This window comes from Finegoldia sp. BIOML-A1 (assembly GCF_009678325.1).
In the GTDB taxonomy this organism is placed as follows: Bacteria; Bacillota; Clostridia; order Tissierellales; family Peptoniphilaceae; genus Finegoldia; species Finegoldia magna.
Genome location: NZ_WKZF01000001.1, coordinates 384,671 through 410,074, shown reverse-complemented (window position 1 = coordinate 410,074; position 25,404 = coordinate 384,671). Strand labels below are relative to the sequence as shown.

The following is a 25,404-nucleotide window of genomic DNA, read 5'->3' as shown; positions in this document are numbered from 1 at the left end:
TTATATTTATAATAAGATAAGAAAAAGGAGGCGAAATAAAATGCGATTTGATGTAAACATAACTTTAAGTGATAAAGAAATTCCTAAAGATAAAAATAGAATGTTTTTATCTTTTATTAAGCACAATTTATTAAAAAACAATAAAAGATGTTTTGAAAAGTTGTATAGCAAGGGTGTTACCGACAGAAAATCATTTGCAATGGCGTCATATTTGCCAGGTGCGATATTTAATGAAAATACTATAACGATTCCAAATAAAAAAATAAAATTAACTATTTCTGTTGTTGACATGGAATTGGGTGTAGAAATTTTCAATTCTATGATGGGAAGTGTGAACAGTACTTATCGATACAAAGATTGTGAACTTACTACAACTAATGTCAAACTTGTAAGGGAAAAAAGAATAGAAAATTCAACTGAAATATTTAAAACTTTATCTCCCATTGTCGTAAGAGACCACGAAAAAGAAACTAACAAAGATTGGTTTTATGATTTAAGCGATCCAAAAGGACAAGAAATATTTGTGAGAAATTTGAAATATCAACTTGAGGAAGAAATGCCAGAATCAAAGTATTTCTTAAATGAATTGGAAGTAGAAGTTTTAAAAAACAAAAAAACAGTTGCAAAAAATTACGGTATCAACGTTCAATGTAACCTATGCGTCTTAAAAATCAACGCAAAGTCTGAAATATTAGAGCATATTTACAAATCAGGAGTTGGATCATACAAATCTCAAGGGTTTGGATTATTAGACATTATTTAAATAGGAGGTGATTGGGTGATAGAAATTTTAGAAAACAATCCAAGGTTTAACAGAAGAATTTGTCCCTCAGATTGGAGATTTTCGGCATCAATTGTTGGGATGATAAGTTTTTTTGAAGAAGAAGAAATAGAATTCGATTTAGGCGATGATGGATTTTATTTGTATTACAATTATGAAGATATTTCGACAGATAATGACTCAAAATATTTTGATTATGTAGAAAAAACTTATCATGATTCTTTGCATCATACTGTTTTAGAAGATTTAATTGACATACAAGAAAAATCAGATGAACAGCTAAAACTAATAAAGGAAAAAATGAGTGGCAATACTATAATGAAAAAAGTGTTAAAGGGTGTAAATGCTGAAGATGAGGAAACTATATTAGAGAAAATATCAGAAAATAGGGAAGATATTATCAGAGATACTTTTAAAAACGCAAAATTCGGATATGCAAAATTTGCAAATTCTAATAAGATTAGGTCTGAAGAAGGAAAAGTGTGTAGATTGAATGGGTATTATGTAGACACTTCAAGGAAAACTAAATCCATAGGTTTTGCTTTTGATGATAAATCAAGAAACTATAATGATTTTTTAGAGTTTGATTTTATTCCTTTTGCTTTTACACAAGATCGAGAATCGGTGTTTATTAATAACAATATAAGTATTAAGCACCTTATAAAATCAAATACTGATATTTTGAACAATAATCAAAATACAGAAAAATTATCACATAAACTAAACAAAAACTTCAGAAGCGAAATCTTCTATAACTTCAATGAAGCATCGACTTTTATTGATTATGATGTAGAGGTTATCCTAAAAAATCAAGATAATGATTATTTTGAGACGATATTTGTAAGGGAAGAAGCTGTTGAAATTTTCGAACAGATTTCAAAAATAGACTCAGATAAACAATATATACAAAAAGCATTGAAATATAATATTAAAATCAATGATGACTATTATATTAATATTTTGAATTATGTAACCAATTCAGTGATTAATCTACAAGTATTAGACAAATTAATCGTATTTTTATTTAGGTACAAATTTAATATTAAATCTAGTGATGGTAAAAATTCTGAAAAATCTAATTATGGATTTTTGATCTCACAATTAATAAGAGTAAATAAATTAATTTATAGAAAACTATATGATGGAGGAGATAATAGTATGACATATAAAAATGTTTATGAAACTGCAGAAGAAGTTAAACGAAAATTAAAAGAGAAAAATATGGAAAATAAATTAGGCTCTTACAGGAGTAAGTTGATAGGAGCATTAACAGCAAATGACAAAGATAGGTTTATCATTGTATTGTTGAATCTATCATCTTATGCTCAAGTTCAGTTTGACTTTTTAACTTTGCTTACAAAAGATTTTGATTTATACAAGAATGTCGCATTTGATTTTGTATCTAAGTTAAATTATTTTGAAGATAATAGTACAAGTACATCAGAAAATACTAACCAAAATGAAGGAGAATAATATGAAAAATAAAGCATTAACATTGACAATTGTAGCAAAAATGACTTCAAATTATGGAGAAGGACTAGGAAATATTGGAAGTGTTCAAAAAATCTATCGAAATGGAAAATCTTATGCTATAAGATCCAGAGAAAGTTTGAAAAACGCAATAATGGTTCAAAGTGGAATGTATGATGACTTAAAAGTTGATGTAGATTCGGGAGTTACGCAAAAAAGCGTTGATGAAAACATAAATGCATCAAATTGCAGAGCATTGGAAGGAGGATACATGAATACAACAGGTGAGACTAAAATAAGAAGAAGTTCATTTTATCTTACTGATGCTATAGCATTTGAACCTTTTATTAATGAAGCTAGATTTCACAATAATCTTTACTTAGCACAAAAAAGCGCAGAACAACAAGGTATTAATTTACAAAAAGAAGCAAAAAAATCTGGATTAATGCCTTACCAATATGAATATGATAAATCTATGAAAAGATATTCAATTACTTTTGATTTAGATAAAGTCGGAGAAGATCTAAATTTTGATGCAGTTGCAGATTCACAAGAAAAAACGGAAAGAGTTAATTGTATATTAGACGCAATCAAGGATTTGTCTCTTGTAGTTAGAGGAAATATGGATAACGCAGAACCGTTATTTGTAGTTGGTGGAATTGGCGTCAAGAAAACACACTATTTTGAAAATGTTGTATCTGTAGAAGAAAAGAACTTAAAAATCAATGATGATTTACTAAATAAATTGAAAGAAGGATACAAGGCAGGGTTATTAGAAGGAAACAACTTCGATAATGAAGAAGAAATTGAAGAAAAATTGAATCCTGTAAGCATAAGCTCATTCTTTTCAGAATTGAAAGAAGAGGTGAAAGCTTATTATGAAAATTCTTCGAATTAAATTAAAGCAGGCTCAGGCATCTTATACAAGAGAGGAAACTGTGGATAACCACACAACTTATCCACTTCCTCCATTTTCAACGATTATTGGAGCTTTACACAATATTTGCGGATATACCTCCTACCATCCGATGGATATTTCCGTGCAAGGGAAATATGGTTCAATGCAAAAAGAGTATTATACTAACCTTGGTCTGTTAAATAACAGAGAAGAGGACAGAAATCTTTTGGTTTATTTGAAAAACCCACAACTTTTATCTAAGGGTTTTATCCAAATCGGAGAAGGATTAAAATCGCAAGGAAATAGTTTCATCAACAGAAAAACTGTTAGAATTGACAACGAAGAATATTATACAAAGTATGTCGATCTAATGAGAAGAAAAAAAGAGTTGGATGAAGAAAATAAGGATGTAATTAAACCTAAGATTAAGGAATTAAAAGACAAAGAAAAAAAACTAAAATCTGAACAAAAAAAGTACGATAAAAATTCTGAAGAATACGAAAAACTAAAGAACGAAATTAATGATATAAAAAACAAGTGCAAATTCATTGATTCTGATTTCAAAAATAAATATAAGAAAGAATACGATGATTTACAAAAACATTTTAAAACTTTGGTAAAAAAACCATCAATGCAAGAAGTTTTGTACGATATAGAACTTGTAATTCATGTTAAAACTGATGATGAAACTTCAAATGATATTCTAGAAAATATTCAAAACTTTGTAAGTCTTGGAAGAAGTGAGGATTTTATAGAGTTGATAGAAGCAAAGGAAACGGAAGTATTTGAAGCGGATGATGATGTTAATTTGAAAGATGATTATAAGATATATGCAAAATTATCAGAAATTTCCAGAGATGGTAATTACGGAAACTTTATCTTTACAGATGGAAATAACAAAAAAGAAGCTAAAGGTACTGTGTATTATATAAGTAAAGATTATGTTATTGAAGATAATCGAAGAATATTCAATAGAATTGCGTGCTTATACTCATCGAACCTCGGTATTGATGAAGATTCAAATGGAGTCGTTGACAATGATGGATATATAGTAAGTTTTAATTAGATAGAAATGAATAATTTTGAAAATACTTTAATAAGGGAGATTTATTCTAATAGTTTAGCCAAGCCAGACGAAACTTTATATGAACATACCAAGTTGTTATTGGATAATTTTGAACTTTTGAAAAACTTAGGATATTTAAATAGTAATATCAAGGATATTGAAGAAATACTATATTTATCTTGCTTGTATCATGATATGGGCAAGATAAATCCAGTTTTTCAAGAAAGGTTAAAGAATAAGAATAAATTTGATAAAAATATAGAAGTAGGACACAATATTTTATCTGCTTGTTTGGTTAATCTATTCTTGGATAATTCTAAGGATAATAAATTAAAAAATAATTTAGTAAGAGCTGCAATTTTAAATCATCATAATTACATCGAAAATTTTACATTTTTAAATGAAGGAACTAATGAAACAGTTTTATTTAAAAATTTGAAAGAAATTAATAATAAATTCTTCAATGAAGAAACAGATATTTTTTTAAAAACGGTAAGAAAAACTAAAAAAATACGAACAATTGATGAAATGAAAGCTATTGTAGATAGTTATGAATACATAATTATCAAAGGCTTGTTAAACAAATGCGACTATGCAGCTAGTGCTCACATGAAATGCGAAATCAAAAATGATTTTCTACTGAACTCATTAGAAAACTTGAATTACGAGTGGAGAGATATTCAAAAATTTTGCATAAAAAATAGAAATGATAACTTAATAATTGTTGGCTCTACTGGATTAGGAAAAACAGAAGCTTCTCTTCTATGGGGAGCTGATAATAAAATCTTTTATATTTTACCGTTGAGAACTGCGATAAATGCAATGTATGAAAGAATAAAAAATCTAGTACAAAATGATTATGATAAAAAAGTTGCAGTTTTACATGGACAAACGGACAGCGTTTATTTGAAAGAATTGAATAGTGATTTGTCTGTGAAAAACGAAAATGAAAAATTCTATGAATATTATAAGAATACTAAAAAATTAGCTATGCCGATAACTGTTGCCACACCAGATCAATTATTTGATTCAGTATTTAAATACAATGGATATGAGTTTAAAATGGCTACATTTAGCTATTCTAAAATAATAATCGATGAAATTCAAGCATATAGTCCAGATATCTTGGCATATACAATATATGCAATAAGATTGATAAATGATTTAGGCGGGAAAATTGCTATATTTACAGCTACATTAGCACCATTTGTAAAAGATCTTTTGACAAAAAAATCAAGTATCACAAGCGAATATAAATTCAAGGATTTTGAGTATAAGTACGAGTGCTTTCTGTCTGAAAATAAAAGACATAGCATGAAGATTATAGAAAAAGAATTAGATAGTGAATATGTTGAAAAAATATTGAATAAACGCGGGAATATAAGAACATGCCTGATTGTTCGAAATACAATAAAATCAGCACAAGAGCTGTACAATCAATTGAATAATGATTTGGATTGTTCAAAATATGAAGTAAATTTATTGCATTCAAAATTTACTGTAGAAGACAGAAAACAAAAAGAGGTTGAAATTTTACAAGACGGAGATCCAAAAAATGTTAACGATAAAATAAAAGTATGGATATCCACACAAATTGTAGAAGCAAGCTTAGACATTGATTTCGATATAATGTTTACAGAATTATCGGAATTACTGGGATTGTTTCAAAGATTTGGACGAGTTTATAGAAAAAGAACTATAGAATCAGACATACCAAACATATACGTGTTTACAGAAATATCAGAAAAACAAATCTCATCTCCATATAATACCTATGGATTTATAGATCAGACATTGCATAATTTAAGCAAAAAAGCTTTGATACAAAAAGGTGATGGAATTATCACTGAAGAAGAAAAAATGAATATGATAAATCAATATTTTACAACTGAAAACTTACGAGATAGTGATTACATCAAAAAGTTTAATCAAGTTTTTAATAAGATACAAAGCTTAAGTCCTGGGAAAATGGAATTAAGTGATGTGAAAAAAGAATTTAGAAATATTTTATCATTCAAAGCGATGCCAATTAATATTTATAATAGCAACGATATTTCCAAACTTATTGAACAAATAAACAATTGCTATAGAGATATTATAGCACTTGATGGTGAACAAAAAAATGCTGAAAAACTGAAACTAATAAAATTACAAGACAAACTATCAGACAAGACACTAAATGTAAATATTTCGGATATTAATCCCCAAAACTTCTTCACAACTGCTAATGAAAAAATATATATTACAGAAAAATTTTACGACAATGAGTATGGACTCTTGAAAGATGAGTTAGTTGACAAATTTGATTTGCAATCTAATTCAGGAGGGATATTCATATGATAGAAGATAAGATTACTGGGCTTATGATTTACTACTATTTTGTTTGCAAAAGGAAGTTGTGGTATTCTTGCCAAAACATATCTATGGAATCGGAGAACGAAAATGTATCTGTAGGAAAATTTGTTGATGAATCTTCTTACATTAAAAACAGAAAACACATTATGATTAATAACGAGATAAATTTAGATTTTATAGAGAAGTCAAATACTATTCACGAGATTAAGAAAAGTAGAAAGATTGAAAAGGCTTCAATTTGGCAAGTCAAATATTATTTGTATTATTTGAAAAAACGTAATATCTATAATTTGAATGCGAAAATAGATTATCCTCTTTTGAAGAAAACGGTGGAGGTTGAATTATCCGAAGAGGATGAGCTTACTATAGATAAATCTATCGAGGAGATAAAAAGGATAGTTTCGTGTGAATTTCCACCTGAATTTGAAGTTAAAAATATTTGTAAGAGTTGTTCATTTGAAGATTTATGCAAAATATAGGAGATTTTATGAAGAATAGCTTGTATGTTTATCAAAATGGGGAACTGAAAAGAAAAGATAATACTCTTCAATTTTGCACGGTTGATGGCGAGAAGAGAGACATTCCAGTCAATATGGTATCAGAGATTTATCTTTTTGGAGAGGTTAGTATTAATTCTAAATTAATAGATTTTCTGTCTCATAATTACATAATCGTTCATTTTTTCAACTACTATGATTTCTACAGTGCAAGTTTGATGCCAAAAAAATCAAAAATTTCTGGAAAAATAACAGTTAAACAAGCCCAATTTTATTTGAACGATGAAAAAAGACTGCAACTAGCGATGAAATTTGTAGAGGGTGCAGGTAAAAATATATACAGAAACCTTAGATATTATAATGGCAGAGGGAAAGATCTCGAAGATTATATGAATGAGGTTAATTATTACTTAAAAAACCTAGACAAAGCAAGAGATGTGCCAGAACTTATGGGTATGGAGGGTAATATTCACAAAACATATTACAAATCGTGGAGCACAATCATTAATCAAGAGATTGACTTTGAAAAAAGAGTCAAAAGACCTCCCGATAATATCGTGAATACTTTGATTTCTTATTTGAACTCATTAGTCTACACAACAGTTTTGGGCGAAATTTACAAAACTCAACTTGATCCTACAATTAGTTTTCTACATGAACCTGGCGATAGAAGATATTCGCTGAGTTTGGATATTGCTGAAATATTTAAACCGTTGATAGCTGACAGATTAATATTTTCATTATTGAACAAAAATCAGATACAAGACAAACATTTTAGTCAAGAATTAAACTATTTGTACATGAAAGAATCAGGGTCTAAGGTAATATTGCAAGAATACAATAAAACTTTGCAAAGGACGATAAAGCACAAAGATTTATCAAGAAATGTAAGCTACAGATATCTAATCAGATTAGAATGTTATAAATTGGTGAAGCATTTTATTGGTGAAAAAGAATATGAACCGTTTATAATTTGGTGGTAAAAATGTATATAATTTTAGTGTATGACATCTCAAATGAAAATAATGGACAACGAAGATGGAACAGAGTATTCAAAATATGCAAACAATACTTAAACCATATCCAAAACTCCGTGTTCGAAGGAGAAATCTTGGAATCGGATTTGTTTAAGTTGAAGAAGAAAATCCAAAAAGAAATCGATGAGAAGTTAGATTCAGTAATAATATTCAAAAGTCGAAACGAAAGATGGCTTGAAAAAGATATATTGGGAACAGAAATTGATGATCCACAATTTATCTAATATAATTGTCGATCACCTGTATAGACAAAATACGCGTAGATCGACAACGCCTAAAATCACACATTATTTTGTATTACATTGAATTATTTTCAAAAAAATCGTAAATTTGATATACTTAAAAAGAACATAGACAGAAACACCGTCTATAAGCGTTGGAAATACACTTACAGACAGATACCTATTAAAATCTAACCAGAGTGGAATGTAAATGTCTTTATCTCATTATGTTCTCTTAAATATTTATTATATTAAAATCTAACCAGAGTGGAATGTAAATTGTGGATATCCTAGAAAATTGGAATATGTTTATTCATTAAAATCTAACCAGAGTGGAATGTAAATTTTTGAGCTATCAGAACCTAACGGCAAACTTGGAATTAAAATCTAACCAGAGTGGAATGTAAATATTCCTACTATTTCGAAATAGTGATTTGATAAAGCGAATTAAAATCTAACCAGAGTGGAATGTAAATAAATCCCTCTTGATTTTTAAATCTTAAATAAGTTATATTAAAATCTAACCAGAGTGGAATGTAAATTAAAAATCCTTTCTAATTGAAAAATGAAAGCTTGATTAAAATCTAACCAGAGTGGAATGTAAATAACATTTGTTCTATGTAGATAGATATACATATTATATTAAAATCTAACCAGAGTGGAATGTAAATAGTCCAAGAGTACCACCTAAAATGTTACCCATTCCAATTAAAATCTAACCAGAGTGGAATGTAAATATAGCTATTATTGTATCTCCACTTTTAACCATTCTATTAAAATCTAACCAGAGTGGAATGTAAATACAAAATTACCCCCTTTTCTTATCCTACAACTTCCATTAAAATCTAACCAGAGTGGAATGTAAATTTGGCAAATCCACTTTTATTTGCTCTTTCTAAGTCAATTAAAATCTAACCAGAGTGGAATGTAAATCTAGTTAAATATACTTGTTTAAAATCCTTGTTGTTATTAAAATCTAACCAGAGTGGAATGTAAATGTTAAAGCATACGGGAAAACATTGTTGCCAAAGGCTATTAAAATCTAACCAGAGTGGAATGTAAATTTAGTTTAATTGATGTTGATAAAGATTTCAAGTAATTAAAATCTAACCAGAGTGGAATGTAAATGTAGGTTGTTATATTGCAAGCTATTGTAATATTGAATTAAAATCTAACCAGAGTGGAATGTAAATATAGCTATTATTGTATCTCCACTTTTAACCATTCTTCCATTAAAATCTAACCAGAGTGGAATGTAAATATGTTTCGTGTGTCCACCTACTGAATAATTAGGGTATTAAAATCTAACCAGAGTGGAATGTAAATATAAAATAGATTTGGATAAAAAAGCTAATTTATCAATTAAAATCTAACCAGAGTGGAATGTAAATGTGTCCAGATTCAAAAAGCTTTTTGCGTTTTTGTCTTGATTAAAATCTAACCAGAGTGGAATGTAAATGTTGATACAGGAGATTTGCGAAGGTCGTGGGTATTCGCATTAAAATCTAACCAGAGTGGAATGTAAATGTATAAAAAGCCATATCAAGAAAAAATCTATTTTTGATTAAAATCTAACCAGAGTGGAATGTAAATAAAGAAACTGGAGGGAGGTGAAACGAATGAAAACTATTAAAATCTAACCAGAGTGGAATGTAAATAAATCAAATCCTTAATTTCATCAAGCTTGATACCAGATTAAAATCTAACCAGAGTGGAATGTAAATTTGACGTATTTACCGAATTGCTCTTTTGCTTTTAGATTAAAATCTAACCAGAGTGGAATGTAAATCAACAATGTCAAAAATCAATTCGGCTGTAGTCGGCATTAAAATCTAACCAGAGTGGAATGTAAATATATATCCCACGACTTAATATTATCTATTCGTGGCTATTAAAATCTAACCAGAGTGGAATGTAAATCTCTTTGCTATGATAGAATAACTCTGTTATATCCTTATCAGATTAAAATCTAACCAGAGTGGAATGTAAATTTAGGTTTATTTATGGAGGTGAAAGATGAATAATAGATTAAAATCTATCCAGAGTGGAATGTAAATCGCCAATGTTTTGTAATTCGTGATGATTCAATAACGGATTAAAATCTATCCAGAGTGGAATGTAAATGATAGAAGAAACAAAAAGACAAGCAGGAATACTAATTAAAATCTATCCAGAGTGGAATGTAAATCATTGTTTGGCAAATCTGGAGATGGCGGAACTCCATTAAAATCTATCCAGAGTGGAATGTAAATACGTTGTAATAGGGTCGAAAAACGGATATGTAATGTATTAAAATCTATCCAGAGTGGAATGTAAATGCTTGTCTGTCCTTTACCTGAAACTTCTTTCCGTCATTAAAATCTATCCAGAGTGGAATGTAAATTTGTTCTTACTTCTCCAAATTCATTATTTTTAAAAATTAAAATCTATCCAGAGTGGAATGTAAATGTAATTGAGTATCAGAATAATAAATATCGTATAGGAATTAAAATCTATCCAGAGTGGAATGTAAATTTTTTTATATAGTGATACTGATAGTCTACATTTAATTAAAATCTATCCAGAGTGGAATGTAAATATTGCTTCAAATATTAGCAATAGGTTGAATGATTAATTAAAATCTATCCAGAGTGGAATGTAAATCATCGATTTCGCTATTATCCGTTTCAAAATATTCTATTAAAATCTATCCAGAGTGGAATGTAAATTTTGGTTTAATAATTTCATCTTGTAGTAATTCGTTATTAAAATCTATCCAGAGTGGAATGTAAATTAAGATCTAATAACTGTCTTTTAAGATCCACAGTCTCGTCATATTAAAATCTATCCAGAGTGGAATGTAAATCGCTAAAACTACTACGACAATTCACATGCATTGGTATTAAAATCTATCCAGAGTGGAATGTAAATATATTCTCCGCTGTTTTCCCCCACGCAATACAGCTAAATTAAAATCTATCCAGAGTGGAATGTAAATTATGCTCGTGTGTCACCAAACAAGCATCTAGTTCAATTAAAATCTATCCAGAGTGGAATGTAAATATGAGTTTCTTGTCATTTCGCTGTTTTCGATTTATTAAAATCTATCCAGAGTGGAATGTAAATTTTTTATCTATTGGCTTGATATTGAAATCTTTTCGATTAAAATCTATCCAGAGTGGAATGTAAATGCTATTGTTGATAGAAATGTACAACCAATTATCAAATTAAAATCTATCCAGAGTGGAATGTAAATGTTAATAAATAAGGACTGTCGGCTTTTTTAGAAGAATTAAAATCTATCCAGAGTGGAATGTAAATCGTTGTGTTCCATAGCAACCGTATCTTCTTCTACTATTAAAATCTATCCAGAGTGGAATGTAAATAATAATAAATATGATCCCAGGGCAGTAGCGATTTAATTAAAATCTATCCAGAGTGGAATGTAAATAGGATATTTCCCATACCAATACCAAGCAAACTATTAATTAAAATCTATCCAGAGTGGAATGTAAATATTTATCAAGGGTAATAAATGTTATCCTTGATGAATTAAAATCTATCCAGAGTGGAATGTAAATTTGTTAACTTCTGCTAATAATTTTTCGTATTCTTCATTAAAATCTATCCAGAGTGGAATGTAAATTGATTACCCCCTTTCTCTTCTCATTTCATTAAATCATTAAAATCTATCCAGAGTGGAATGTAAATGTAAAAACATAACAGAAACACAACAGAAACATAACAATTAAAATCTATCCAGAGTGGAATGTAAATTTTGATGATGCTATGACTTATTCCATTTCACTTGAATTAAAATCTATCCAGAGTGGAATGTAAATGATAAACTTGCAGGAGATAATAACTTAGAAGTAAAATTAAAATCTATCCAGAGTGGAATGTAAATATTAAACAGATGAAGATACACAAGGAACAAGCTAGATTAAAATCTATCCAGAGTGGAATGTAAATTAAACTTGGTTACGGAGGAACGAAGTCGGAGATGCATTAAAATCTATCCAGAGTGGAATGTAAATTTATCCAACATTGTGTAATTATCCTTGGCAAAGCCCATTAAAATCTATCCAGAGTGGAATGTAAATTTAATTTTAGACCATTTATATGATTTATAGTCTTCTATTAAAATCTATCCAGAGTGGAATGTAAATTAATTCTGTGGGTGTTTGCTTTAGACGTTATATAGAATTAAAATCTATCCAGAGTAGAATGTAAATAAATGTGAGTATAAATAAAGCTAAATATTATGACGTTAATTAAAATCTATCCAGAGTGGAATGTAAATGCCTATCCGATGGTAACAATATCGGGTAATGCTGGAAATTAAAATCTATCCAGAGTGGAATGTAAATTTAGCAAATCCACTTTTATTTGCTCTTTCAAGGTTTACATTAAAATCTATCCAGAGTGGAATGTAAATTAACTAATATAGAACGCACGTCACAAACAAATGTTCATTAAAATCTATCCAGAGTGGAATGTAAATTAATTTATATTACTATTTAAGTTATAAATATTGTTAATTAAAATCTATCCAGAGTGGAATGTAAATCCGAGCTTGCCACGAAGTAGGAACAATGCATTATATTAAAATCTATCCAGAGTGGAATGTAAATTTTATAACCCTTGTCTTGTTTGTTCTTTGGAAGCAATTAAAATCTATCCAGAGTGGAATGTAAATCATTGAGTCTTTGTCTCGTCTGTTCATATAATAAAATTAAAATCTATCCAGAGTGGAATGTAAATTTAGACAAACAAAAAGTGCTAATCACGAGGATTAAAATTAAAATCTATCCAGAGTGGAATGTAAATATTATCGTGTCCTTTGATTTTTTCATCTTTCCAAAAATTAAAATCTATCCAGAGTGGAATGTAAATTTTTTTATAAGTAAAAAATTCTGAATTTATTCTCTATTAAAATCTATCCAGAGTGGAATGTAAATTTTTTAATATATTCTACATAATATTTATAAGAATTAATTAAAATCTATCCAGAGTGGAATGTAAATTTATCCAGATATTGATGACTATATTGTGAACATTGATTAAAATCTACCCAGAGTGGAATGTAAATGTGTCTACTTCTTTTGCTTTTGATACACTCATATAATTAAAATCTACCCAGAGTGGAATGTAAATGTAAAATTGAGTAAGTTTTTCGATTAACTTAGCCTCATTAAAATCTACCCAGAGTGGAATGTAAATTTTTTTAAATTTTTAATATAGTGTTTATAATTCATAACATTAAAATCTACCCAGAGTGGAATGTAAATGATAGTATTGACCCAATCTATTTGGAGAAAATGCTATTAAAATCTACCCAGAGTGGAATGTAAATTATGTGATATGCGATTTTAAAAGCCGATGTTGCAGAATTAAAATTTACCCAGAGTGGAATGTAAATGATGGCGTGCATTTTCAAGATGATAAGTTCAACGAAAATTAAAATCTACCCAGAGTGGAATGTAAATGTAAAAAGATAAATCATCACAAAAACACCTCTATTCATTAAAATCTACCCAGAGTGGAATGTAAATTATTCTAACACCACTTTTAAATAATTCTTCTATAACATTAAAATCTACCCAGAGTGGAATGTAAATGCTTCCAAAGCCATATCTCCCTTAAACTCAACTTCAATTAAAATCTACCCAGAGTGGAATGTAAATTAAGGTTCATGGAGTGAAGAATTAAATCTATTATGATTAAAATCTACCCAGAGTGGAATGTAAAGTTAGAGTTTATATACAATGTTTTTACTGGAGTAGTATTAAAATTTAATCATACTGAAATGTAAATTTCCACCTCTTCAATAGAAAAGTCCTGATCGATAGATTAAAATCTACCCAGAATGAAATGCAAATGATGTATTTATTAGTGATTCATCAACTATTGCTCATTAAAATCTACCAAGAGTGGAATGAAAAGAGATACCTTAACAATTGTAAATTAAAATAAATAAGCTCAATCTAAACCCCATTTAAAATGTGTAGGATATTAATAATAAAACATGATATACTAGAATTAAATAATATTTAATGGAGGGAATTATGAATTTAAAGAAAAACTTAGTTAAATGTACAGTTGCATTATCATTAGCAACAATGCTAACGATTCCAACAAATGGACTTGCATACAAAGAAGCAAGAATAGGTGGACATGACAGATTTGATGTAGCAATCAACATATCAAAAGAGTATGAAAACTCAGACACATGCTATTTGATAAATTATTTAGCATATCCTGATGCAATAGCATCTTCAAACTATATCAAAGATAGAAATGGAAAACATATACCAATATATTACACAAAGGCAGACAAAGTAGACACAAAAACATTAAACCATTTAAAAACAAAAAAATACAAAGAAATAGTTATATTTGGTGGAGAAAAATCCGTATCAAACAAAGTAATTCAACAACTACAAAACAACGGATTTAAAGTTAGTAGAAGTTTAGCAGGGAAAAATAGATATGATACAGTTAATCAATTATTAATAGGATCCACTAACTATGAAGACGAAAATATAATATTAGTAAGTGGAGAAAACTTTGCAGATAGTTTGATAGGTACATCATTAGCAAAAAAACTAAATTGTAAGATTATAATTACACCTCACAATGAAATAGATGAAACAATAAAAAATGAATTCTTTAATACAAACAAGAAACAAAGAGCAAAAGTTAATAACGTATATATAGTAGGTGGAGAAAAATCAATATCAAAAAATATTGAACAACAATTCTCCACAGTAGCAAAAGTTCACAGAATAAGTGGAAGAGATAGATATGATACATCATTGAAATTAGCAAAAGAAATAGGAAATGATAAGTATACAGTTGTAAGTGGGGAAAACTTTGCAGATAACTTAGTAGCTATTCCTTATTCCTATACTAATAACTCAACAATTGTATTAACATCATCAAAATCAATATCTAACAATCTTAAAAATTTAATCAAAAACAAAGATTTTACCATAGTAGGTGGAGAAAAATCAGTTCCGAATGAAATATTAGAGTTAGCAAAAAAAGATTCAGTAAAACCAGATAATAAAAAAGAACAAGAAGAACAAGAAGATAAAGAAAATTCGGATAATCAAGAAACACCTAAAAACAAAGAAAATCAATTCATAACAATTACTACGTTTCCTTATGCAGAAATAAAATTGAAGGCAAAGTCTTTTGAAGAAGCTTTAAAGTTATCAGAAAATATAAAAACATACCCATATGAGATATCAATTCCTAATGATATGCTAGAAAAACTATATAATGATGATCATGAAATTTTACGTCATGGTATTATAATACGAAATAAATCCGATTTAAATGGTTTGAAAAAAATGTATTATGATGAAATAAAAATGAAAAAGGAATTAAAAGATGTTGCAAAGTCAGCTGTGAATTATGGAAGAGGGAATGACAAAAAAACTGTGGAGTATATTATAAAATGGATATGTAACAATACAACTTATGACCAAAGATATTATTCCAAAAATATTCAAGATCAAGCAGACGCTATTGGCTATCCTGTTTTATGGTATCAAGATAGAATAAATTCCAAAAATAAAGTTGGAAGAGGAGTTTGTGATTTATATGCTGCTTTATTTAAGCATTTATGTGAGTATGCAAATATTCAAAGTGAAATTGTATTAGTAGGTATAAAAACAGAACAGTATGATCATGCTATAAATGTTGCAAAAATAAATAATCAATGGCTATATTTTGATGTTACTTTTTATGACTATGGAGATAAAAATAAAACTTTTAATAATTTAGGAAATTATCCACGCTTTTTTGCGACAAGAACTAATATGCAAAAACTTTATAAAGTAATAGAAAAGATTGATTTGAATTAAAACGAGACTGTGAAATAGTTTGTGTATAGAATCCTCCTGATATTGTAGTAATCAGGAGGATTTTAGAATACCAAGAAAAAGATCAGAAACAAGACTCAACAAAATTCATATTATATAGAGAAATAAAAGATAAAAGACTTAAAAACAGTATACAAAGCATCAACAGAAAAACTAATACTAAGTAATCTAGATATATTTGAAGGGAAATGGCGGAAAAACATCCAATGTGTGTAAATTAGTGTAGAAACAACTGGGCTGAATTAGCAACATATTTCAAATATCCAGATAGAATAAGAAAAGTAATATATACAACAAATAGCATAGAAAATTTTAATAGACAACTTAGAAAAGCAAAAAAACAAAACAATATTTCCAAACGACTACGCCCTAAAAAAGCTTGTATCTAGCGATTGTAGATGCTTCAAGTAAGTGGACAAGTAGAATAAGAGGATGGGGGTAAATATTGTCACAACTATCAATATTTTTGAAGTCAGAATCTAAATTTTGCCATTAAAACAACAAAAGGTATATTTAAAAAAATAAAAAATATCAGCTCACAACCTATCAGGAAGAGCTAATACACAAAACTTTTCACATACCCATTAGAAAACCTGTTAATCATGAATTAAAACTCAGTACGTTTCTGGATATCGTCATCTTCTATTATTTCAAAATCATCTGGATCGTATAAATAATCTTCATCAGTATCATCAATAATTCTTATAAATTCACCTTCATATCCTAATGCTTCGTAAATTTTGTTTTTAGTTAGAGATATACCCCAATTTTCTATTATATATTTAGCTTTCATCATTGTCATCCTATTATATTAATTCTTATCTTTTATCCATTCATTAAAGTCGTATCCACGAACTTCTAACTCGCTTTTTATAGAGTCCAGCACAAATTCATATCCGGCAATTACACCTTCATCAAATTCGCTATTTGATTCTTTTTCATATTCTTCTTTTCGATTAACTATATCCATTATTATTGCTTTTAAGGTTTCTTCGGACCGTTTCCAATCTATTTTTGACTTCATAATTTACTCCTATTTTAGATATCTATAAATTTTGTTATTATCATTCAAACATTAATCAATATTTAGTTTTTGATTTTAAAGCCTTACTTAGGTATTTATTATAAATTATATCATTATTGTATAAAAAATACTGAAAGTTTCTATACAATATAAAAGCGAAAAGGTGTTTAATAGTAATTTTACAAATCATCGTCATAATATTGGATCTCTGGGAGATAAAAGATATAATATAAATATATTTCAGTTTATCGAATATTTACATAAAAGTTGGTAAATGGTTTGTAAAAGAAAGTGAACATAAAAAAGAAAGGATCAGTGATTATGAAGTTTAAAACGCCAACTGTATATTATTATTGCCCAGACTATAAAAAGTATGTAAAACGTGAAGGTGGAATGTATTATTGCATAAAAGATGGCAAAGAAATATTTAATGACTTTTATTCTAAAATTGATTTGGGGTCGATATATACCGAAGATATAACAAAGGAAGAATATTATGCTCAACTATATTAAAGCTTTTTTTATTATGCTGAATGCGCATAAAGGACAAAAAGATAAAGGCGGACATGCATACTTTTTACATCCATTAAGAGTTTCTAAGAAAATAAGTGACAGACGATATAAGATAGTCGCACTGTTGCACGATGTTTTAGAAGATTCTGACAAATACACAATTAATGATTTTGACTTTCTTGACTCTGAACAAAAAGATGCTTTGATTAAACTTACGCATCCAGAAAATGTAGGATATATGGATTATGTAAAAAATATAAAAAGTAATAGCATTGCAAGAAAAGTAAAACTAATGGATTTGGAAGATAATATGAATCTAAACAGACTGGAATGTCTTACAGAAAAAGACTTTAAAAGAGTTGAAAAATACAAGAAAGCTAGAGATTATCTTTTGGCATAAAATTAATAGTACACCAAATATTAACAATCTAAGATGTTGAAAGTAAAAATAGAATTATTGGAGGAATAATATGCTTAACACACATGAAAACAACATACAAGCCGAAAAAATGTTAGAAGAGTATTATAAAAAATATTTAGAAAAAAAGAAGAAATCAAAAAACAAAAAAATCAAGACTAAAAAGACAAAATAATAATTTGTTAAGGGCATCTTCCTAACAGATGTTCTTAATAAAACACCCGTTTTTTGAATAATCCAAGAAACGGAAAAAGGCTATGAGTTCACGCTCACAGCCTTTATTTTTCGTGTTGTTTTATTATATTTTCTAATCTTTTGTATTCTTTTTTAAATCTCGGGTTTGTGGATTTTGATTTCAATTTATTTAAGGTTTTTCGTGCTAATACAAAATCGTCGTCAAATATGTTTTTCATTATATACAATTGTTTGATGTTTTCGCCGTAATTTGGACTGTTTTCAAATTGTTTTAAAAGTTTTTCGTGTGTTGTGAATAGCTCATTAAACTTAATTTGATCGTTCAATTTGAAGTGAGCAATCATTGTGTTGAGCCAATATATCAATTGAAGGTCTTGATTTTTCAATTGGTCTTTTGCAATTGTTTCATAAGTTGACAATGTTTTATTTGGCTCATTTAATTCCAAATATCCTGCTCCCAAATTCATTTTCATCACTGTTTGTATGTGTTTATTTTTGATTTTGGGGATTTTGGGTTCTAATTCGTTGACGAAATCTTTGTATTTCATTTCTTCAAACAGTTTCATTGAATGTTTCAAATCATTTGTTTTGTATGAGAAATAAATTGTGTTGATTATTAAAATGACTGCCAAGACAACTCCGCCGATTATCCAATAATATTTAAGCATTACTTTGTCGTCGATTTTGAAGACAAGGCTTATGATCAGCATGACTATCCCGATTGCAAATGCTATGCCAAATAATTTTAGAAATTTTTTCATGTGTACCTCTGTTTTATGTTTATTTACTTGAAAATATCGAATATACTTTTTGTCGTTTTGTTATAAATCTTGTTATAAAGTGCTTTTTTGGGGTTTTTAAACCAGCCAATGCCTTTTTTGCCGTAAGTTGGGTCAATTGCAGACTTTAGTTGTCTTTTGTACTTTGAAGTTGTTCTTGCTTTGAATGATTTCTTCAAGCTTGGTGTTCTAAATCCTATTTTCATAAGTGCCTTCCTTTATATATTATTATATATTAATTATAAATCATTTATGCGGATTTTCAATTGGGTTTTGTATTTGAAAATTTTGTGAGATAATAAAAACGGTGATATTATGTTAGAGTTTATGAGTTTGAATGATAAAAACATGATAGCTGTTCAAGGTGCTGGCGGAAAAACTTCGAGCGTTTTTTTGCTTGCAAATGAGTTCAAATCAATGAATGAAGCATCTCTTGTTAGTACGACTACTAAAATGGGGATTGTAAGTGAGGACAAATTTGATTATTTGTACACATTCAATGAGAAAACGAAAATTGTAGATGGCAAAATATACTTCACTTCCAAATCACGTACAGATACAAAAGAAATCGGATTTGAACCTGAATTTTTCGACAAAATTTTTCTTGATGGTTTGTTTTCGAATATAATTTTGGAAACGGATGGAGCAAAGACAAGACCTATCAAAGCTCCTCGTGAAGATGAACCTGTAAATCCTAAAAACATCACGCACTGCGTTGGTGTGATGGGACTAGATAGTGTGGACAAGCCTTTTGACGAGAGATTTTGCCACAGAAAAGAATATATGAAAGAAATTATTGGAAATCCCAAGACTTTGACAACAAAAAGTTACGCTGAAATCATCAATTCTAATTGTGGTCTGTTCAAAAATTCGTACGATGCAAAAAAGTTTTTGATTTTGAACAAGGCAGACACAAAACAAGATATTGAAAATGCCGTGGATATTATTGATAGAATTGATGTGGACGTGAAGATTTTTGTGATGAGTTTTGGGAAAATTATAAAAATATACTAGGAGAATTTTATGAATTTACTTGAAGATTTGAATTTTGATGAGAATCATATTATTAAGGATACAATTGTTAGAAATGAAAAGTTTGACATTCACAGAATCCAATCGAAAAACGAAACATCAGGACCATATAATCAGGACTTTGACGAATTTGTTGTCATAATTAAGGGTGAGGCAATGTTGAATGTCGAAGGAAAAGATGTAAGACTTAAAGAAATGGATACGTATTTTATTCCTAAAAATGTAGTTCACGAAGTAAAAAGCACAAGTGATGAATGCGTGTGGCTGTGTTTTACGATAAAATAGTTGACAATTTAATCAAGAGAGTATATAATATTTTGGTATGTAAAAGGAGTCATTTCCTTTTATACAATACAGAAAGTCGCCGATGGCCGGGTGTGCGACGTGTCTAAATTCCCGGTGAGAAAACAATCGCTTTTTGGCAGCGATGTCCAAGTAGCCAAATATTGTAAATAAAGGAAAGGATGAATTGAATGAAAACTTATATACCTAAGAAAGATGACATCCAAAGAAAATGGTATGTAGTAGATGCAACAGATGTTGTTTTAGGTAGATTATCTACTGAAGTTGCTTCTATTTTAAGAGGAAAAAACAAACCAATGTTTACTCCTAATGCGGATGTTGGAGATTACGTAATTGTAATTAACGCAGAAAAAGTTAAATTAACAGGTAAGAAATTAGAACAAAAAGAATTAAGACATTATACAGGATACGCTGGAGGTCTTAAATCAATTACCTACAAAGACTTAATGCAAAAAGACCCAGAAAGAGCTGTAACTCATGCTATCGTTGGCATGCTTCCTCACAACTCTTTAGGACGTCAAATGGCTAAAAAATTAAGAGTTTACAGAGGCGCTGATCACGATCACATCGCTCAAAACCCTGAAGTTTTGGAAATTAAGTAGGAGGTAATTAAATGGCTAATAATAGATATCAAGGAACTGGTAGAAGAAAAACTTCTGTTGCTAGAGTTACTTTAGTACCAGGAAGTGGAAAATTCACAATTAACAAAAAAGATATAAGTGAATACTTTAACTTCGATACATTAAGAGTTATAGCTAAGGAAGCTTTGGAATTAACAAACAACACTGAAAGCTATGATGTTACTGTTAATGTAAAAGGTGGCGGATACACTGGTCAAGCAGGTGCTATTAGACATGGTGTTGCTCGTGCTTTATTAGAAGTTGACCCAGACTACAGAGCTGAATTAAAAAGAGCAGGTTTCTTAACTAGAGACCCTCGTAAAAAGGAAAGAAAGAAATACGGTCTTAAAAAAGCTCGTAAATCTCCACAATTCAGTAAGAGATAGAAAACAATTATATATCAATGGAAAAGCACTTTTTGGTTCACACCATCAAGTGCTTTTTTATGCTTTTTTATCAAAATTCACACCAAAGTTCACACCATCATTATTAATAAGCTTATGAAATACTAGTTCTCCAGGGGAAATATTTACAAAATTACCTCCACAGATTTATGTCTGTGTTTGTTTTATTTGCGTAAAAAATTATTAGAAATATATTGACGTATCACGTATTAATACGTATAATAAAAGTGTCAGGAGGTAAAGTGCACATGCCGATGACACAAAAAGAAATGGTCAAACTTCTGAAACAACATGGATTCGTTGAGGTAAAAAGTGAGGGCAAAGGCTCACATATCAAAATGAAAAAACCAGGAGTAAGATCAATTCCTGTTCCTAAAGGTGAATTGAAAAAAGGGACAGAAAGACAAATATTGAAGCAAGCTGTGCTATTATAGCCCGCTACTTCAATATCTAATGGAGGTGTTTTATGTTAGTAAGTTATCCTGCATTGTTTTACAAAGAACCAGAAGGTGGATATTTTATTAATTTTCCTGATTTTGAGTATTCAGGAACGCAAGGAGAAGATATTTCAGATGCTTTGTTTATGGCTAGTGATTGGTTGGGAATTACTGTGTCAGGATATATCGAAGAAGGAATAGATCTGCCTAAAGTTAGTAACATTAATGATTTGTCACTTGAAGGAAATGATCCCTTCAGAGATGATCCTGAAATTGATTTAGAATACATTGAGAATGAATCATTTATTTCGATGATTTTTGTAGATGTAGAAAAATATTTTGAAAACACTAAATTAGTAAAGAAAACTTTGTCCATACCAAAATGGGCGAATGATTTGGGCAACAGATTGAATTTGAATTTTTCAAAAGTTTTAACTGTTGCTATTGAAAATGAAGCTATAAAATAAATATTTTCAAAGGGCTATTCTTTTTGATAGCCCTTTATTTTTTATTTGCACAAAACACAATTATTATTTTATACTCCCAATCAATATATGATATACTTATTAAAGTAAAAAGGTTGTGATTATTTTGAATATCGATATTATTTCGGTGGGTAAGGTTAAGGAAAAATACATAAAACTAGGCATTGCTGAATTTTCGAAAAGATTATCTGCGCACTGCAAGCTAAACATAATTGAGGTTGATGATTTGAGTGCTGCAGAGAATTTGTCCGACAGTGAAAAGGAGATTGTGAAGGACAAGGAAGCAGAGAAAATTATGTCGAAAATCAAGGACAATCACTACGTGATTACGCTTGAGATTTTGGGAAATCAACTTACTAGCGAAAAATTAGCAGCCAAGATTGAAAATTTAACTGTACAAGGTCATTCTAATATTTGTTTTGTTATCGGCGGATCTTTGGGACTGGGAAAAAGTGTACTTGACAGGAGTGATTATGCACTTTCTTTTTCCAAGTTTACATTTCCACATCAACTGATGAGGTTGATTTTATTGGAACAAATTTACCGAAGTTTCAGAATAATTAACAATTTACCATATCATAAGTGAGGATAAAATGAAGGGAAAAAAGACAACTGTTGCATTGGCTTTTCTTATAGTGATTTTAGTTGGTGTGATTGGCTTTAGATATTCAGAAATTTCTGGAAAATCTCCAATTCACACAGCATCACAAAAAAGTTCTCAAGTTAAAAGTGCTACAAAAGCAGAAGAAAAATCAAATAAAAAATCAGATAACGAAAAAGAGAATAAAAATCTGGAAAAGACGGAGATAACCATAACTTGTTGGGGCGATTATATGAATCACATAACTCAAATTCGCCAAGCAAAAGCTACAAATTATGATTTTACAGATTCTTTTGCGGTTATTAAAGATATTGTGGGTAAGAGTGATTTATCCATAGTAAATTTGGAGACGACTATTGCTAAGGATGCATCAGACATGAGTGGTTATCCAGAATTTGCAACGCACGAAAATGTTATAAAAGCGTTCAAAGATACAGGCTTTGATGTGGTTAGTACTGCGAATAATCATTCTTACGATAGAAGATTGAAAGGAATTGATCGCACAATTGAAGCTATTGAAAAGTATGGTTTGAAAAGAACTGGAACTTTCAAGGAGAACGAATCGACCAATCCACTTATTATCGATGTGAAAGGGATAAAGGTTGGATTTTTCTCATATACACAAATGCTCAATGGATTTGAAAATTCTATGCTTAATTCCGGAAGAGACACCGCGGTAAATATAATAAACATGGAACAAATCCAAAAAGATGTGGATTATTTAAAGCAAAATCACGCCGATGTTATAATGTGCTACATGCATTGGGGAGAGGAATATTCTGATTATCCCAACTCTTATCAGAAAAACACGTTCAAGAAATTTTCAGATATGGGAGTTGACTTGGTGATAGGATCGCACCCGCACACAATACAAAAGGCTGATGTTATTGAAAACGACGGCAAAAAATCATATTGTGTTTATTCAATGGGAAATTTGGTTTCAGATCAAAGAGAATCTTATGGTCAATACTACGGTGTTGAAATTGGAGTGTATTCCGATATTAAAATCGAAAAAATTGGCGATAAAACAACTGTAAAAAGTTTCGAAAACAAGCCATATTATGTGGACAAATACACTGATGATGTGACTACAAGATATGTAGTAGTTCCAGTAAAACAAGTCCTCAATTCAGAAATAAATTATCCAAGAAAAGACAAAATAATATCTAAATTGAACAGAGCAAATCAACATTACGAGAAAATTTTTAACAAGGAGTAAAAATGGGAAATATAATACTTACAGGTGACAGACCAACAGGAAAATTACATTTGGGTCATTACGTAGGCTCATTAAAAAACAGAGTTATCATGCAAAACAAAGGGGATTTCGACAAGATGTATGTCATGATTGCCGATGCACAAGCTTTGACTGACAATTTTAACAATCCAGACAAAGTCCGTGACAATATCATTGAAGTTGCGCTTGATTATTTAAGTTGTGGAATCGATCCTAATAAAGTTACGATTTTTGTGCAATCACACGTTGAACAACTAACAGAATTGATGTTTTATTATATGAACTTGGTTACACTTTCAAGACTCGAAAGAAACCCTACAGTTAAAGCAGAAATCAAACAAAAAGAATTTGGAGCGAGCATTCCTGTAGGTTTCTTGACTTATCCAATTAGCCAAGCAGCTGATATCACGCTTTTTAATGCAAATATAGTTCCAGTTGGAGAAGACCAGCTTCCAATGTTGGAACAAACGCGTGAAATAGTAAGAACATTCAATAATTATTACTCAGAAGTTTTGGTTGAACCAAAAGCTGTAATTCCTGACAACAAAATCTGTTCCAGACTTCCAGGATTAGACGGCAAAGCTAAGATGAGTAAATCATTAGGTAACTGTATTTATTTGTCGGATTCTGAAAAAGATGTCAAATCAAAAGTAATGAGTATGTTCACAGATCCTAACCACATTCAAATCACAGATCCTGGAAAAGTTGAAGGAAATACAGTGTTCACTTATTTGGACGCTTTCTGTACAGACGATGATTTCTCAGAATTTCTTCCAGATTACAAAAATTTGGACGAATTAAAAGATCATTACAGACGTGGTGGACTTGGCGATGTCAAAATCAAAAAATTCTTGAACAATATTTTGCAAAAAGAATTATCTCCAATCAGAGAAAAAAGAAAACATTACGAACAAAATATTCCAGAAATCTTCGATATGTTGTTAAAAGGTTCAGAAGATGCCAGAGAAGTTGGAGCAGAAACTTTGAAGAAAGTAAAAGCTGCGATGGGAATCAACTACTTTGAAGATGTGGAATTGATTAATAAACAACAACAAAAATATAAATAAATGAGAAATCAATCACGTCAGGGGTTGATTATGGATAGCAAACCATCATACACAAATATTGGTACTCACAAAAATTGTTGATTTCTAAATCTC

26 protein-coding genes and 1 CRISPR repeat array are annotated in these 25,404 nt (G+C 29.5%); of the genes, 22 read left to right on the top strand and 4 right to left on the bottom strand.

From position 1 onward, the window contains the following. Positions 1 to 40: 40 nt before the first annotated feature. The 10 genes from cas6 to GKG00_RS08935 all read left to right on the top strand — a co-directional run bounded on the left by cas6 (position 41) and on the right by GKG00_RS08935 (position 16,585). A complete protein-coding gene (gene cas6, locus GKG00_RS01920; RefSeq protein WP_154254001.1) occupies positions 41 to 763 on the top strand; it encodes a CRISPR-associated endoribonuclease Cas6 in 723 nt (240 codons plus the stop codon). A 15-nt stretch (positions 764 to 778) separates the two neighbouring features. Next, on the top strand, positions 779 to 2,254 hold the full coding sequence (gene cas8a1 / locus GKG00_RS01915) for a type I CRISPR-associated protein Cas8a1/Csx8 (protein WP_154254000.1): 1,476 nt from the start codon (positions 779 to 781) through the stop codon (positions 2,252 to 2,254). Between the two features lies 1 nt (position 2,255). Next, positions 2,256 to 3,149 (top strand): type I-B CRISPR-associated protein Cas7/Cst2/DevR, encoded by an 894-nt coding sequence (cas7i, locus tag GKG00_RS01910; protein WP_154253997.1) that lies wholly within the window; start codon positions 2,256 to 2,258, stop codon positions 3,147 to 3,149. Beyond that, complete coding sequence (gene cas5 / locus GKG00_RS01905) at positions 3,130 to 4,215, top strand: CRISPR-associated protein Cas5 (RefSeq protein ID WP_154253996.1); 1,086 nt, start codon at positions 3,130 to 3,132, stop codon at positions 4,213 to 4,215. The genes cas7i and cas5 overlap by 20 nt, the downstream gene beginning before the upstream one ends. A 6-nt stretch (positions 4,216 to 4,221) precedes the next feature. Further along, entirely contained in the window at positions 4,222 to 6,555 is a 2,334-nt protein-coding gene (gene cas3, locus GKG00_RS01900) for a CRISPR-associated helicase Cas3' (protein WP_154253994.1), read from the top strand. Further along, complete coding sequence (locus GKG00_RS01895; protein ID WP_154253992.1) at positions 6,552 to 7,049, top strand: CRISPR-associated protein Cas4; 498 nt, start codon at positions 6,552 to 6,554, stop codon at positions 7,047 to 7,049. Before cas3 ends, GKG00_RS01895 begins: the two co-directional genes overlap by 4 nt. An 8-nt stretch (positions 7,050 to 7,057) precedes the next feature. Then, positions 7,058 to 8,050 (top strand): type I-B CRISPR-associated endonuclease Cas1b, encoded by a 993-nt coding sequence (cas1b, locus tag GKG00_RS01890; RefSeq protein ID WP_154253991.1) that lies wholly within the window; start codon positions 7,058 to 7,060, stop codon positions 8,048 to 8,050. 2 nt (positions 8,051 to 8,052) lie between these two features. After that, the gene (cas2, locus tag GKG00_RS01885; RefSeq protein WP_110058436.1) at positions 8,053 to 8,328 is read left to right on the top strand and encodes a CRISPR-associated endonuclease Cas2; all 276 of its coding nucleotides are present in this window, start codon (positions 8,053 to 8,055) and stop codon (positions 8,326 to 8,328) included. A 180-nt stretch (positions 8,329 to 8,508) separates the two neighbouring features. Continuing rightward, a CRISPR array of direct repeats spans positions 8,509 to 14,250; the repeat unit is 30 nt; unit sequence ATTAAAATCTATCCAGAGTGGAATGTAAAT. 122 nt (positions 14,251 to 14,372) lie between these two features. Continuing rightward, positions 14,373 to 16,178, top strand: a complete 1,806-nt coding sequence (locus GKG00_RS01880; protein ID WP_172976487.1) for a cell wall-binding repeat-containing protein — start codon at positions 14,373 to 14,375, stop codon at positions 16,176 to 16,178. Between the two features lie 290 nt (positions 16,179 to 16,468). Continuing rightward, on the top strand, positions 16,469 to 16,585 hold the full coding sequence (locus tag GKG00_RS08935) for a hypothetical protein (RefSeq protein ID WP_346962826.1): 117 nt from the start codon (positions 16,469 to 16,471) through the stop codon (positions 16,583 to 16,585). A gap of 218 nt (positions 16,586 to 16,803) precedes the next feature. On the opposite strand, the gene GKG00_RS01870 is transcribed toward GKG00_RS08935, so the two are convergent. Next, positions 16,804 to 16,989: a hypothetical protein gene (locus GKG00_RS01870; RefSeq protein WP_154253987.1), complete on the bottom strand. Its 186-nt coding sequence runs from the start codon at positions 16,987 to 16,989 to the stop codon at positions 16,804 to 16,806. Between the two features lie 18 nt (positions 16,990 to 17,007). Then, positions 17,008 to 17,220, bottom strand: a complete 213-nt coding sequence (locus GKG00_RS01865; RefSeq protein ID WP_154253986.1) for a hypothetical protein — start codon at positions 17,218 to 17,220, stop codon at positions 17,008 to 17,010. 321 nt (positions 17,221 to 17,541) lie between these two features. On the opposite strand from GKG00_RS01865, the gene GKG00_RS01860 reads away from it, so the two are divergent. The 3 genes from GKG00_RS01860 to GKG00_RS09025 all read left to right on the top strand — a co-directional run bounded on the left by GKG00_RS01860 (position 17,542) and on the right by GKG00_RS09025 (position 18,326). Next, positions 17,542 to 17,733: a hypothetical protein gene (locus tag GKG00_RS01860; protein ID WP_154253984.1), complete on the top strand. Its 192-nt coding sequence runs from the start codon at positions 17,542 to 17,544 to the stop codon at positions 17,731 to 17,733. A 13-nt stretch (positions 17,734 to 17,746) separates the two neighbouring features. Then, positions 17,747 to 18,133, top strand: a complete 387-nt coding sequence (locus GKG00_RS01855) for a GTP pyrophosphokinase (protein WP_241673635.1) — start codon at positions 17,747 to 17,749, stop codon at positions 18,131 to 18,133. Between the two features lie 70 nt (positions 18,134 to 18,203). After that, a complete protein-coding gene (locus GKG00_RS09025; protein WP_277752802.1) occupies positions 18,204 to 18,326 on the top strand; it encodes a hypothetical protein in 123 nt (40 codons plus the stop codon). 103 nt (positions 18,327 to 18,429) lie between these two features. On the opposite strand, the gene GKG00_RS01850 is transcribed toward GKG00_RS09025, so the two are convergent. Next, entirely contained in the window at positions 18,430 to 19,107 is a 678-nt protein-coding gene (locus GKG00_RS01850) for a hypothetical protein (protein WP_154253981.1), read from the bottom strand. Between the two features lie 23 nt (positions 19,108 to 19,130). Continuing rightward, on the bottom strand, positions 19,131 to 19,331 hold the full coding sequence (locus tag GKG00_RS01845) for a hypothetical protein (protein ID WP_110058434.1): 201 nt from the start codon (positions 19,329 to 19,331) through the stop codon (positions 19,131 to 19,133). Between the two features lie 109 nt (positions 19,332 to 19,440). Here GKG00_RS01845 and yqeC point away from each other — a divergent pair, with 109 nt between their 5' ends. From yqeC to trpS, 9 genes are all read left to right on the top strand, one after another. After that, complete coding sequence (yqeC, locus tag GKG00_RS01840; RefSeq protein WP_154253979.1) at positions 19,441 to 20,139, top strand: selenium cofactor biosynthesis protein YqeC; 699 nt, start codon at positions 19,441 to 19,443, stop codon at positions 20,137 to 20,139. 9 nt (positions 20,140 to 20,148) lie between these two features. Beyond that, positions 20,149 to 20,442, top strand: a complete 294-nt coding sequence (locus GKG00_RS01835; RefSeq protein ID WP_094206340.1) for a cupin domain-containing protein — start codon at positions 20,149 to 20,151, stop codon at positions 20,440 to 20,442. 188 nt (positions 20,443 to 20,630) lie between these two features. After that, on the top strand, positions 20,631 to 21,062 hold the full coding sequence (gene rplM / locus GKG00_RS01830) for a 50S ribosomal protein L13 (protein WP_002838046.1): 432 nt from the start codon (positions 20,631 to 20,633) through the stop codon (positions 21,060 to 21,062). An 11-nt stretch (positions 21,063 to 21,073) separates the two neighbouring features. Further along, positions 21,074 to 21,466, top strand: a complete 393-nt coding sequence (gene rpsI, locus GKG00_RS01825; protein ID WP_002835726.1) for a 30S ribosomal protein S9 — start codon at positions 21,074 to 21,076, stop codon at positions 21,464 to 21,466. A 266-nt stretch (positions 21,467 to 21,732) separates the two neighbouring features. Continuing rightward, positions 21,733 to 21,918: a type II toxin-antitoxin system HicA family toxin gene (locus GKG00_RS01820; RefSeq protein ID WP_154254075.1), complete on the top strand. Its 186-nt coding sequence runs from the start codon at positions 21,733 to 21,735 to the stop codon at positions 21,916 to 21,918. 32 nt (positions 21,919 to 21,950) lie between these two features. Next, complete coding sequence (locus GKG00_RS01815) at positions 21,951 to 22,388, top strand: type II toxin-antitoxin system HicB family antitoxin (protein WP_154253977.1); 438 nt, start codon at positions 21,951 to 21,953, stop codon at positions 22,386 to 22,388. Between the two features lie 124 nt (positions 22,389 to 22,512). Continuing rightward, complete coding sequence (gene rlmH, locus GKG00_RS01810) at positions 22,513 to 22,992, top strand: 23S rRNA (pseudouridine(1915)-N(3))-methyltransferase RlmH (RefSeq protein ID WP_002835724.1); 480 nt, start codon at positions 22,513 to 22,515, stop codon at positions 22,990 to 22,992. Positions 22,993 to 22,999: 7 nt separating this feature from the next. Next, positions 23,000 to 24,226: a CapA family protein gene (locus GKG00_RS01805; protein ID WP_154253975.1), complete on the top strand. Its 1,227-nt coding sequence runs from the start codon at positions 23,000 to 23,002 to the stop codon at positions 24,224 to 24,226. 2 nt (positions 24,227 to 24,228) lie between these two features. Further along, entirely contained in the window at positions 24,229 to 25,311 is a 1,083-nt protein-coding gene (trpS, locus tag GKG00_RS01800) for a tryptophan--tRNA ligase (protein WP_094206338.1), read from the top strand. Positions 25,312 to 25,404: the final 93 nt, after the last annotated feature.